The 12,187-nt window shown below is 57.7% G+C and carries 10 protein-coding genes; 2 read left to right on the forward strand and 8 right to left on the reverse strand.

Annotation, left to right across the window (positions count from 1 at the left end):
* The first annotated feature begins 499 nt into the window (after positions 1-499).
* Both MUU55_RS15045 and MUU55_RS15050 read left to right on the forward strand, forming a co-directional pair.
* Positions 500-1,819 carry a DUF4365 domain-containing protein gene (locus tag MUU55_RS15045; protein ID WP_244761577.1) on the forward strand — a complete coding sequence of 440 codons (1,320 nt, stop codon included), beginning with the start codon at positions 500-502 and terminating at the stop codon, positions 1,817-1,819.
* The gene (locus tag MUU55_RS15050; protein WP_342346056.1) at positions 1,803-3,263 is read left to right on the forward strand and encodes an argonaute/piwi family protein; all 1,461 of its coding nucleotides are present in this window, start codon (positions 1,803-1,805) and stop codon (positions 3,261-3,263) included. The genes MUU55_RS15045 and MUU55_RS15050 overlap by 17 nt, the downstream gene beginning before the upstream one ends.
* 560 nt (positions 3,264-3,823) lie before the next feature.
* On the opposite strand, the gene MUU55_RS15055 is transcribed toward MUU55_RS15050, so the two are convergent.
* From MUU55_RS15055 to MUU55_RS15090, 8 genes are all read right to left on the reverse strand, one after another.
* A complete protein-coding gene (locus MUU55_RS15055) occupies positions 3,824-4,264 on the reverse strand; it encodes an Lrp/AsnC family transcriptional regulator (RefSeq protein WP_244761578.1) in 441 nt (146 codons plus the stop codon).
* Positions 4,265-4,283: 19 nt separating this feature from the next.
* A complete protein-coding gene (locus MUU55_RS15060; RefSeq protein ID WP_244761579.1) occupies positions 4,284-5,069 on the reverse strand; it encodes a phosphotransferase in 786 nt (261 codons plus the stop codon).
* A 10-nt stretch (positions 5,070-5,079) separates the two neighbouring features.
* Entirely contained in the window at positions 5,080-6,498 is a 1,419-nt protein-coding gene (locus MUU55_RS15065) for an aspartate ammonia-lyase (RefSeq protein WP_244761580.1), read from the reverse strand.
* Between the two features lie 12 nt (positions 6,499-6,510).
* The gene (gene dapA, locus MUU55_RS15070; RefSeq protein ID WP_244761581.1) at positions 6,511-7,389 is read right to left on the reverse strand and encodes a 4-hydroxy-tetrahydrodipicolinate synthase; all 879 of its coding nucleotides are present in this window, start codon (positions 7,387-7,389) and stop codon (positions 6,511-6,513) included.
* A gap of 42 nt (positions 7,390-7,431) precedes the next feature.
* A complete protein-coding gene (locus tag MUU55_RS15075; protein ID WP_244761582.1) occupies positions 7,432-8,853 on the reverse strand; it encodes an aldehyde dehydrogenase family protein in 1,422 nt (473 codons plus the stop codon).
* A complete protein-coding gene (locus MUU55_RS15080; RefSeq protein ID WP_244761583.1) occupies positions 8,850-9,911 on the reverse strand; it encodes a homoserine dehydrogenase in 1,062 nt (353 codons plus the stop codon). The genes MUU55_RS15075 and MUU55_RS15080 overlap by 4 nt, the downstream gene beginning before the upstream one ends.
* Positions 9,912-10,125: 214 nt before the next feature.
* Entirely contained in the window at positions 10,126-10,896 is a 771-nt protein-coding gene (locus tag MUU55_RS15085) for an amino acid ABC transporter ATP-binding protein (protein WP_244761584.1), read from the reverse strand.
* Positions 10,897-10,961: 65 nt separating this feature from the next.
* The gene (locus MUU55_RS15090; RefSeq protein WP_244761585.1) at positions 10,962-12,173 is read right to left on the reverse strand and encodes a hydantoinase/carbamoylase family amidase; all 1,212 of its coding nucleotides are present in this window, start codon (positions 12,171-12,173) and stop codon (positions 10,962-10,964) included.
* Positions 12,174-12,187: the final 14 nt, after the last annotated feature.

Consider the following 12,187-nt stretch of genomic DNA (forward strand, 5'->3'; position numbering starts at 1 on the left):
CTCCCACCCCGCCATTTGGCGTATCAAAAACCACCGAGGCTCTAATCGCAGCCGGATGAAAATTCAGTGGCAGGTCACTGAGCCTCGGATTTTCGGTATTTTCCAACAGCACCCTCGGATCGCCATCGACCGAAATCTTACCGCCTTCCATGAAGATCAGACGTGTGCCGACTGAACATCATCCTAAACGACAACCAATCGTCCCAACCGTCCACGATGAGGCAGGCGCAATCAGTTACGTTGTCGGGAACAGGACCTTGAAGAATTCTGAAAAACATCTCGGATGAAGCATTCTCGGCGTGCGCGTGCTGATAAGCAGTTAAGAACCACTAAAGGCTGCAACTATTCTGACATTACGCCAGCGCGGGGCGGGTGCAACTTAAAGCCCGCGTCAGTAGGCCTATATAACTTGTGGAGGAAAAGCTGAATGTTGTCGGTATGATTGCATTGGAATCCGATAACCGTTGGCAGGTTGGAACCTGCATCGTACTCATTGGCAATGGCGAAGACTATTACGCAGAATCAGATCAACGGTGAGATCGGGGAGACAGCCACAAGGTTGTGCTTCCTCAAAATGGGCTTCCAGTTCGATGGCCGCTCCCGCTTGGAAGCAGGCATCGACGGCATCGCCGAAGTAATGCTCGAAGGCAGGCCGACTGCTGGAATGATCGCTGTCCAGGTAAAGACGACCGAGTCTGGAACATACTCCGGCGAGGACGACCAAGGCTTTACTTATCTTCTGCGGGCCGAAGACCTCGAGTACTGGCGTCCCAGCAATCTTCCGGTCATCATCGTCCTGCATCGAATTTCCGACGGCAGCCTCTACTGGAAGGAAGTACCGACAGGCGATGCCTTCCAGGACAGGCGTTTGAAATTCAGCAAGGCTGAGGACAGGCTCGGACCCTCCGCGGTGGATCGACTGGCGTCGTTGACGGTTCCGAAGACAGGTTTCGGCTATTACATACCCCCGCTGGGCGGCGGCGAAGAGGCATTGGTCAATATCCTTCCGGTCAAGCTGCCCCGAGAGATTTACGTTGCCACTACCAAGTATGACCGAAAGCAGGCGAGCGCCATCATCCTCGGCGACGACGAACCGGCACGGTTCGACTGGGCTACCAAGGGAGGCGGGTTCTGGTCGTTCCACGATCCACGGATGAGCGTCTGCCGGAAATTTGTAGACCTTGACCAGGTCGAAGCCATTGAGGTCGAGCATCTGGCTTTTCACGAAGACGAAAACGAACGGAACAACTTCGCGTTCCTATTGCGTCAGACCCTCAGTCATCAGGTGCGCGGCAACCTCTCTTGGAGCAAGGAGAAGGGGCTTCACTATTTTACGGCACGAGCCAAAAACACAGGTCGCATATTCAAGTATCGGGCCTCGAAGAAGAATACCGAGGCGGAGGTTGTCAACGTCGTCACGGATAGAGACAAGCCGGAGCGGGTGTCGTTTGTCCGTCACCACGCTTTCATTCCTCGGTTCGAGAGCCTTTTCGACGAGTGGTATCTCGTGATCGAGCCAACGTATTTCTTTACCTATGACGGCATGAACCCCCATACCGCGCCCGATGCATTGCTGTCTGGAAAGAAGCGCATGGACAACAGCAGCGCCATCCGCGGCCAGGTCATCATGTGGCACCGATTCCTGCAAAGTATCGAACCGAAAGCTACCGACCTTTTCGCCGCTCCATCAGGCGAACCGTGGTTGACCTTCGGAGAGCCCCCAATGGTTCAGCTCCCGACGCGTGTCCCCGAAGATGTGTGGCGTACGAAAGCTAAATCGGCCGGAGAGGAGGGGCCGCAAGGTGTCTTCGAAATTTAAAACCTCGATATTTCAAGAGCCCCACCTCGAGTTCGGCGACAGCCATCACAACACCGATCCGAGGCGTGGTCTCGTTGTTGGCGGACCGTTGCAGACACCGGTCGGGGACACCATCAAGATTGCCGTGGTCGGCAGCGCCAAGACAGTCGAAGACGCCAAGCGCTTCATGGGCACTGTCGCCGGCGGCGTCGCCGGAAACGGTGAGAAGCATCCGAATATGCACCCTGATTTCCCCGGCCTGGGTAATCAAAATCCTTATAGATGCAAGTTTGAAGTGGATGAGCGCGCCACCGCTGCGATCCCTCAGTCGAAAATCGACAAGATCAAGAAGGAGCCATACACCGATAAGGCAATCGAAATGGCCGTCGACGAGATATTCAAAGAACTCCAAGCAATCGACGAGAGTGGAAATCGCCCAGACGTCGCCGTCATAGCCCTCCCTGTTTCCTTGATCGAAAGGGTTTGGAACGCCCGGTCCGACGCAGGCGATGACAGTGAAACAGACGCCATCGAGTGGGCGGACGTCCTGAATTTTCGCGGGCTCCTCAAGGCAAAGTCGATGCATCTGAGCTTTCCGACCCAGATCGTGTGGGAGGACGTCTTTGACGGGAAGGCCTCAATCCCGAAAAAGATCAAGGAAGACAGCGAACGGAACACTCAAGATGACGCCGATGTCATCTGGAACCTGATGACATCGCTATACTACAAGGGAACTGGACGCATACCGTGGCGGCGGATGCCTCATGTAGGTGAGTTCACCGCCTGCTACATCGGCGTGAGCTTCTATCGAGAGGCTGGCGGCAAGGACCTGTTCACGAGCGCGGCGCAGATGTTCGACGAGCGTGGCCGCGGCTTTATCCTGAAGGGTAAGCGCGCAGAAACGGAGAGTAGGGGGCGGCATCCCTACATGACCAGAGATGATGCCCGTGATCTGATCCTGGAAGTGCTTGGTGCCTATAAGGCCCACCACCGGAACTACCCCGCCCGTGTCGCTGTCTATAAGACGTCCCGCTTCCGTGAGGAAGAGGCGGAAGGGATCACCGAGGCGCTTGCAGAATTAGCGATCGAGATGAAGGACCTGGTCTGGATTCAGGAGCGGACGGCTATGAAGGTGCTCCGCGACGGCAACTATCCTGTAATGCGCGGCACATTCATCGAACTCGACGGAAAGGGTCTGCTGTACACGAACGGTAGCATTCCGTACTACGGTACCTACCCTGGCACCTACGACCCTCGACCGCTACTCATCTGCCCCCATGAATCCAGTGACAACACAGTCGAACAGATTGCTAAGGAGGTCCTCTCCTTGACCAAAATCAACTGGAACTCGACCCAGATGAACCAAAAGCTGCCAGTGCCGATCAGGGCAGCCAGGAAGGTCGGCGAGGTATTGAAATACGCGGGTGACGACAAGGTAAGCTCGGACTACTCGCGCTATATGTAACCGCGAGTAGTCAGGCTAAGCGGCTGATCTTAATATCGCTCCTTTCGACATCCACGCGAGCGATAGTCGAGAGCCATCGGCAGATGAAACCCTGCGGGCATCGTACCATCGCTTTCATACTTCGCTTGTAGGCGTGGCGGGATTGCGCCGCCTAATTTTCCACGCCGGAACAGAGAATGTCCGCTTCTGAATAGGTTTGGGTAGGAGTTCTATGACTGAAATGAGGGCGCGAAGCTGCCCCAACCTCAGACCGGCTAAAGTCCACTTTGGCCGACAGCAGACACTGAGGGATTGTTTACCACGAGGCAATTATCAAGCATGAGCTCACCAAGCCGGCTCTGCTTGTGGCCATTCGCGATTGAGGTGAGTGTCGTTGTCGTAGCCGATCACAGACCACGGTGAGGGAGTAAGTGGGAGCAGGGTGCCAATTACTGTAAAGGTGGGGCACAAGAAGGAACTCTGCGAGCCCGCGCGACCTCGGCGTCGCACCTGGCTTGCAAATCGCCTATGAAACTGAGCCCAATAGATACGGCTTCCAAACCGGATGCCGGCGCACTCCACTATTTCCGAATGACAGAGGAGAGCGCGAAGGCCGTCAGGGTATCCTTCACTCCAGGCATCTCCGCGATCTGCTGCCAAATCTGGCGAATGCGGTCGGCCTTTTCGGCCTCGACCCGAACGAGCAGATCGAAATCTCCCGTCATAACGTCACAAGCGACCACTTCGGGTATCTTTTTCAGTGCATGAAGCACGTCGCCACCGCGCATGCGGTCATTGCGGTATACAAACATAAGGGCGGTCGTGAGGTTCTGGCTGGCGTTTCCGTCACCCGTGACGATCGTGTACCCTTTTATATAGCCCTCACGTTCCAGTCGTTCGATGCGTACTCTTACGGCGTTTCTCGACAGGTTTATCTTCGAAGACAGATCGGCGTGTGAAATACGGGAGTTGGCCTTCAGTTCGGCCAGTAGCTGCTCATCGATGCGATCAAGAGATTTCATATAGAGGTCTGGTTGACGGCTAGTGGAAGAGGTCCGGCGATATTGACCTGTATGCTGCCATGGAGAGCTCGGCCAGTCGACCCCCGTCATTGTTGCCAGCGAAATGCCTAGCCGTGGAGGCGAGAACGAAACCTGATAGAGCGTCTTTCTCTGCGGCGGTCAATGTTCTTTCCGCCTGGTATCCTCTGAGGATCGCCGATGCCTTGCCTGGGTCAATCTTGCCGTTCGAAGCGAGTGCCCAGTTCACCAAAGCCTCGGCTACTTCAGATATGAGGAAGTCCTCGTGCCGGAGCCTGAAGTTGATCACTCCGCGGACCTCGTTCCCGATGAAGAATATGTTCTCTGGAACCAACGCCCCGTGGATCGAACCTGACGGGAGGCTTGATACCTTTCGCTTTGTTTTACGGGCGAGGGCGGAGTGAATTTGCGCCATCACTCTCCCGACCCCTTTGCATTGCTCGGCACTAGCGCTTTTTGTCGGTGACCCGGGCAAATGGTCGACGACCGCTACGAGGTGGTCTGCCGCCCGACAGGTCGCCTTGCCTTCAATCGTCCGTTTGGGTTTGGGGCACGGAATGCCGTGGGCATACAGGCTGTCCATCGTCTCGAACGCCTGCTCGAGATCGAGAGGCTCGGCACCGTTCTCGAAAAGTGTGACGATGAACTCGCCGTCCGCTGTGCGAAACAGGTAGGTCGTTTCGGTATCGCCATCCGCGATGCCGATAACCGACGTCAGACCATTCATGCCATATGCCGACGCGATTGTCAGACGATCAACATCGGAAAGCTCGGTGAAGACTCCCATGGTAGCGCCTCTAAAGAACAGACCGGTTGAACGATGCTCGCGCGAATGAGGCAGCCCCGTCAAAAACCTGCTCGAGTTCGGCTTGCCCGAGAACACCCTCCTCTTCGACGACCTCTCGAAGGGCGCGGTTTTCCGCCAGCGCTTTTTTCGACAAGGCGGCCGCCTTGCTGTAGCCAATCAGCTTTGCCAAGGGCGTAGCCAATACGAGTGATTGGTCCAAAAGAGCCTTGCAACGATCTACGTCGACCTCGATTCCGTCGACACATCGGACGCGGAAGATTTCCATACCTCTGGTAAGCATCCGCATCGACTGCAGGATGTTGAGAACGATCACTGGCTCCATCGCGTTTAGTTGTAGCTGCCCCGCGCTGGCTGCCATAGTCACCGTGAGGTCATTGCCTATGACCTGAAAACCGATCTGGTTCATCATCTCGGGGATGACGGGGTTCACCTTGCCGGGCATGATCGAGGACCCGGCCTGGACCGGAGGGAGCTTAATCTCGCCGAAACCGCCGCGAGGTCCGCTGCTGAGCAGACGAAGATCGTTGCAGATTTTGGTCAGTTTCACGGCGATGCGTTTCAAGACTCCGGAGAAGGACACGAAGCCTCCTGTGTCGGATGTCGCCTCGATCAAATTCCGGGCGGGGATCACCTGGAGGCCCGATATGTTGGAGAGGTGACCACACGCGACGGCCGAGAAACCTGCGGGAACATTGATCGAGGTCCCAATGGCCGACCCGCCGAGGTTCACTTCTTTCAGCAGCCTGCACACCGCATTCACCTGATCGATGTCTTCTTCGATCAATTCGGCGAAGGCTTCGAATTCCTGACCTGCCGTCATTGGGACGGCATCCTGGAGCTGCGTGCGGCCGACCTTCAAGGTATCCCCGAACTGGTTCGCTTTCGCGCGGAACGCGTCTCGAAGTTCGACCTGCGAGCTTAGCAGGGCGTCACAGGCGCGTAGAATGGTCAAGCGCAGTGCCGTCGGATAGACGTCGTTGGTTGACTGGGAAAGGTTGACGTCATCGTTGGGATGTAGTGTCGCGTAATCTCCGAGAGGGCTTCCGAGTTTCAGGAGAGCGATATTCGTCAGCACCTCGTTGACATTCATGTTGGTCGACGTGCCAGCGCCGCCCTGCATCATATCGACGGGGAAATTGGTTTCGATCTCTTTGAGCTCGATCAGATCGTCACACGCGTCGCAGATGGCATTGCACTTCTCGGTAGATAACAGGCCAAGGTCATGGTTGGTCAAAGCCGCGGCCTTCTTGACCATGGCCATTGACTGGATCAGTTCCGGATAGTCGCTCAGACGCATACCGGAGACATCGAAATTCAACTCCGCTCGCCTTGTGTGCACGCCATAGAGCGCATTGGCAGGGATCGGAAGTGGGCCAATCAAATCGGTTTCGATGCGGTCAACGGTCATTTTGGAGCTTTCTCAGTCTGCAATTCCGGCGTGACGCATGGCGTCGTCGATTTCGATCTTCACGTTTTCGCTGACCTGTACGAGCGGAAGGCGGAGATCGGCCTTAATGATGCCGAGGCGGGAAAGGGCATATTTCGCGCCTGCAGGGCTTGTTTCGAGGAACAGTGCTCGATGGAGTGGCATCAGCTTGTCCTGCAGCTCCAAAGCCGTCGCGTAATTCCCCGCGAGGCAGGCGTCCTGGAAGTCTGCACAGAGGCGAGGGGCGACATTGGAGGAAACGGAAATGCACCCATGGCCTCCATGAGCCATATAGCCGAGCGCGGTGCCATCCTCCCCAGAAAGGAGGTTAAATTCAGTACCGCAGGCTATGCGCTCAAGGGAGGGCCGCAAAATGTTGCCCGTCGCATCCTTCACGCCGATAATGTTTTTGCAGTCATTGTAGATGCGAGCCAGAGTTTCAACCTGGATATCAATGACGCTTCGCCCAGGGATATTGTAGACAATGATGGGAAGTGTTGCTTCAGCATCGATCGCCTTGAAGTGTTCATAGATGCCGAGCTGTGTTGGCTTATTGTAATACGGAGCCACGATCAGGAGGCCGTCGGCACCAGCTTGCTGCGCGTGGCGTACGAAATCGATCGCTTCCTCAGTGCTGTTCGACCCTGCGCCTGCAATGACGGGGACGCGGCCTTTCGCCGTCTCAACCGTGATTTCAACAATTCGCTTGTGCTCTGCATGGCTCAGGGTTGGACTCTCGCCGGTGGTGCCGCAGGGGACGAGGCCGGAAGAACCTGATGAAATCTGCCATTCGATGAGGCTGCGCAGGGCAGCCTCATCGACCTTGCCATCTGCAAACGGCGTGACGAGCGCGGTAATGGAACCTTTGAACACCTTTTTACTCCGTAGATGCTGATGGCTGATGGTAAGGGTCTGCTACGAGCGCTTCAGCCTATTGACGCAGACGACCTTGGGTTGGGTCATGTCTTCGTAGGCGAAGCGGACCCCTTCGCGTCCCATGCTGCCGTACTTGAAACCACCGAATGGCATCGCGTCGAACCGATAGTCGGATGAGTCATTGATCATGACGCCGCCGGCTTCGATCCGGTCGGCTGCGTCGAGCGCATCTTCCAGGTCGTTGGTGAAGATGCCTGCGTGCAAGCTGTATTCCGGGCTGTTCGCGAGGGTTATGGCATCCTCGATGCTGTCGAAAGGTTCGAGGATCACGATCGGCGCGAACACCTCCTCGTTCCATGCATCGCAGGTGGCGGGAACGTTTTCGAGGACCGTCGGGGGATACAGGTTTCCGGACGGCTGGTGACCGCAGAGGAGGGTTGCGCCCGCCTCGATGGCTCTTTCGACCATCGCCGATGCGCGGCCGACAGCCTTCTCGGTAATCATCGGACCGACGTCGGTGTCTGCGTCCAGGGGATTTCCGGTCTTGAGCTTCAGTGTCTGGGCGACGAATTCGTCGCGGAACCGCTCATAAATAGGGCGCTGGACGAGAATGCGCTGTGTACCGATGCAGTTCTGGCCTGCGGCCCAGTATGCACCGGACACACAACCTTCGACCGCGGCGTCGAAATCGCTGTTCTCCATCACGATGACAGGCGCGTTGCCGCCGAGGTCCATCGCAAGCTTCTTGATGCCCGCGCTCTTCGAGATGGCCTCGCCCGTTGCGAAGCCACCGGTGAAGGAAATCATCCGGACTTCCTTGGCCGAGACAATCGCCCTTCCGAGTTCCGCTCCACCGATAGCCACTGTGATGATCTCGTCAGGGAGCCCGGCGGCAACCAAGGTGTCAACGAGCTTCACCGCTGACAGAGGGGTGAGTTCTGAAGGCTTGAGGAGAATCGAATTGCCGCCGGCGATCGCTGGACCGAGCTTGTGGGCAACGAGGTTCAGCGGGTCGTTGTAAGGAGTGATGGCAGCGATGATCCCGAGGGGTTCACGTGTGTACCAACCTTGTCGGGCCTCCGAACCTGCGTAGGAATCGAACGGGATGACCTCGCCTGCATTCCGCTTGGCTTCGTCGGCAGAGAGCTTGAGCGTATTGATGCAGCGAGTGACTTCCTTACGTGCCTGGGTGATCGTCTTGCCGGCTTCACGGACGATGAGGACGGCGAAGTCTTCTTTATCCGCGGCGATCAGGGACGCTGTCTTCTCAAGGATTGCGGAGCGCTTGTGGCGGGGCAGGGACCGCGCGATACGGGCTCCGGTCCGCGCCCGATCGAGCAGTTCCGGTACGGAGTCCGCGCTGGTTTCGGCGACAGTACCGATTGGAGCCCCGTTAAACGGGTCACTTACGATGATGGCATCTGCCACGGTCTGGTTGGTGCGGGCGGCGTTCTGCATCATGCTGCTTCCTTCTTCTGGGCGGCACCGCTGGCGTTGTGGATCGCCACGATGTCGGAAAGCAGGGCGTAAGCGGTTTCGATACGGCCAGCGCCGGGGCCCGTGACCGTGACGGAGCCAAGAAGTTCGGTATTCAGGGAAACGGCGTTGGTCGCACCACTGACCGCCGCAAGCGGATGCTCGAGCGGGAGGCACTTGGGCTCGACGCTACCAGTCACGGAGCCGTCGGCATTACGAACGGCCGAGCCGATCAGCTTCCAGCGGCTGCTAGACTTGGTCGCGGCGTCGATGTCGGCGGCGGTCAGGCCCGAAATGCCCTTGCGCGAAACGTCGTCGGGGGTAAGGTTGGCACCGAGAAGCTCATTGGCGAGGATCACGACCTTGAGGCGCACGTCATAACCCTCGACATCGGCGGTCGGATCGGCTTCGGCATAGCCCAGTTCCTGGGCTTCCTTGACTGCGGCGGAGAAGTCCATGCCCGTCTCCATGCGGCCGAGCACGAAGTTGGAGGTACCGTTCAGAATGCCCTCGAAGCCCTTGAGCTCTGCCCCGGCAAGCGTCTTTTCGGCCATGCGGATAACAGGCGTGCCGCTCATGACGGAGCCTTCGTACTCGAAGTGAAGGCCGTTCTTCTCTGCAAGGGCCTTCAACACCTGAGCTCCGATCGCGACCGGACCCTTATTGGTCGTCACGACGTGCTTGCCGCTTTCGAGCGCCCAGCGGCAGTGCGACACGGCAGGTTCGCCATCCTTCGGGTTTGTGAAAGTCGCCTCGACGATGATGTCGGCCGGAGCAGTTTTAATTACAGTTTCGTTGTCGGCTTCGGCGCTGCCGCCGGAGAGCTGGCCGAAGCCGCCCTTGGCGAACTTGGATTCAACCAGGGTCTTGGCGTCAAGGCCGTTCGGGGAAATCACGGACCCGAGATAGAGGTCGCTGACGGCGACGATATTCAGCCGGAAACCAAGGTCTCGTGCCCAGAGATCGTTCTTCGAAGCGATAAGTTCGGCCAGAGCGCGATTCACGCCGCCAAATCCGATCAGTGCGATGTTATAGACTGTCATGGTTGTCCTCCGGTGTTTGGATGACGGTATAGTGAGCGGCACTATGCACTGTCGGAACGGTGCATTTCGACGAAATGACAGGGCATTCTGCTCAAAGCTCTTCCGCGTTGCATGGTGGTCGAAGCACCGAGCCGCGTTAGCCATCCACGTCACTTGGAGGAAAAGAAAAGGGCCAGGACCTTCATCCTGACCCGACGCAACTCCTCCCGTCCGATCAATGGATGATCTGGCTTAGGAAGGCTCGCGCGCGCTCGTGGCGGGGCTTGGAAAAGAATTCGTCCGGCACGTTCTCCTCAAGGATTTCGCCGCGATCCATGAAGATAACGCGATCGGCGACTTGCCTCGCAAAACCCATTTCGTGGGTGACACAGAGCATGGTCATGCCGTCTTCGGCTAGCCGTACCATCGTATCCAACACCTCCCTCACCATCTCCGGGTCGAGGGCGGACGTGGGTTCGTCGAACAGAAGGACCTTGGGTCGCATGCACAAAGCCCTCGCGATCGCGACACGTTGTTGCTGGCCACCCGAAAGCTGACCGGGGAATTTATGGGCCTGATCCGCGATACGGACTTTTTCCAGGAATTCGAAGGCGACCGCGTCCGCATCCTTCTTCGACTGCTTCTTCACCCAGATCGGGGCGAGGGTACAGTTCTCGAGAATGGTGAGGTGTGGGAACAGGTTGAAATGCTGGAAGACCATGCCGACCTCCTTCCGCACCGCATCGACGTTCCTGTAGTTGCTGGTCAATTCGATACCGTCGACGACGATACGGCCGCTTTGGTGTTGCTCGAGCCAGTTGATGCAGCGGATCATGGTCGACTTACCCGAGCCCGAAGGCCCCGCGATCACAATCCGCTCGCCGACCCGGACGTTCAGGTTAACGTTCTGCAGCACCTGAAAGCTGCCGTACCACTTGGACACCTGGTCGAGAGAGATCGCGACCTCCCGAATGTCCTTGTTGCCTGCCGGAGTGCTTGAAGTCATAGGGCCTCCATTGGAATACTCGTTGCTTCGGAGACGGGCTGACGCCGGCGGCCGAAAGAAACAGTTCAGTTGGTGAGAAGGTTTATTGCCCGCGCGAGAGTCTCAGCTCCCAAGACGAGGTCATCAACCGCAGTGTCCTCATCGAAGTTGTGGCTGATACCGTTAATTGACGGGACGAACAGCATACCCATGGGCATGAGCTTGGAGACATTCGCGGCGTCATGTAGCGCCCCCGACGTGATAGGACGCCATCCGTTTGGCACCGCCGTCACCGCGGCTCGTTCGAGAGCCGCTACGATCGTTGGATCGCAATGGGTAGCGGGGATCGCACTGTAGTCCGATGTCGTCCATTCGAGCCTCATGGCCTCCGCCGTAGCAAGCGCCGTCTGGTGAACGACCTCCCGCATCCGCTGGAGTAGCTCGTCGCTCGGGTCGCGCCACTGGACAGAAAAATCGACCCTGCCTGGTATCACCGACGCCGCATTCGGATGAACGGCTACATGACCGATCGTCCACACTGTTGCTGGCCCGGCGATCCCCCGGAGCTTGGAGTTCAGGTCCGTGGTGAACCGGACAAGGCCCTGGAATGCGTCCCTCCGGAGGTTCATCGGCGTGGTCCCCGCATGGTTCTGCTCCCCGATGAAACTCATCCGTTCGCCACGTATGCCAACGATGTCGCGCACAACGCCGATCCGCTCTCCGGAAGTGTCGAGAATTGGACCCTGCTCGATATGAAGTTCGAGAAAAGAGCGGAACCAGTCCGTCGGAACCTCGCTCACCGTGCCGATAAGAGAGGCCTTTTTCCGTTCCTCCTCAAATCTCACCCCATCTGAGTCCGCCAGCAGGTCCACGTCCGCCAGGCTGAGCACCCCCGTCCAGGCACGGCTTCCGGTCAGGGTGGAAAAACGCCCTTCCTCGTCCTGAAAAGACACACAGGCGATTGGCGGCCCTCCGGCCTCGCGGCTGGCACGGGCGATCTCGAGCCCGACGATGACGCCCAGCGCCCCATCTAGCCATCCGCCTTCGGGCTGCGTGTCGGAATGCGATCCGACGAGGATCGAGTTCGTCGCACCTTCCGGAATGCCGAAGACGTTCCCGACCGGATCAACATGTACCGTCAGCCCGGCTTCCGTCATCCGTGAGGCCAGCCAACGCCTCGCCTGGATGTCCGCGTCGGTGAACGCGCGTCGCTTCACGCCCTTTCCGCATTCGCCAAAAGTGCGCAGCTTTCTGAGATCGGAGAGCATGCGCTCGCCGTCAATATTGAATCTGGTCATTTTGTGCTCTCTTA

The sequence above is a fragment of the Shinella curvata genome, from assembly GCF_022899935.1.
GTDB classification, from domain to species: domain Bacteria; phylum Pseudomonadota; class Alphaproteobacteria; order Rhizobiales; family Rhizobiaceae; genus Shinella; species Shinella curvata.

Coding starts and splice junctions, on each gene's coding strand:
- MUU55_RS15085 (WP_244761584.1), bottom strand. CDS start 10,896: ATGACTTCAAGCACTCCGGCAGGCAACAAGGACATTCGGGAGGTCGCG.
- MUU55_RS15075 (WP_244761582.1), bottom strand. CDS start 8,853: ATGATGCAGAACGCCGCCCGCACCAACCAGACCGTGGCAGATGCCATC.
- MUU55_RS15090 (WP_244761585.1), bottom strand. CDS start 12,173: ATGACCAGATTCAATATTGACGGCGAGCGCATGCTCTCCGATCTCAGA.
- MUU55_RS15080 (WP_244761583.1), bottom strand. CDS start 9,911: ATGACAGTCTATAACATCGCACTGATCGGATTTGGCGGCGTGAATCGC.
- MUU55_RS15045 (WP_244761577.1), top strand. CDS start 500: ATGGCGAAGACTATTACGCAGAATCAGATCAACGGTGAGATCGGGGAG.
- MUU55_RS15065 (WP_244761580.1), bottom strand. CDS start 6,498: ATGACCGTTGACCGCATCGAAACCGATTTGATTGGCCCACTTCCGATC.
- MUU55_RS15060 (WP_244761579.1), bottom strand. CDS start 5,069: ATGGGAGTCTTCACCGAGCTTTCCGATGTTGATCGTCTGACAATCGCG.
- MUU55_RS15055 (WP_244761578.1), bottom strand. CDS start 4,264: ATGAAATCTCTTGATCGCATCGATGAGCAGCTACTGGCCGAACTGAAG.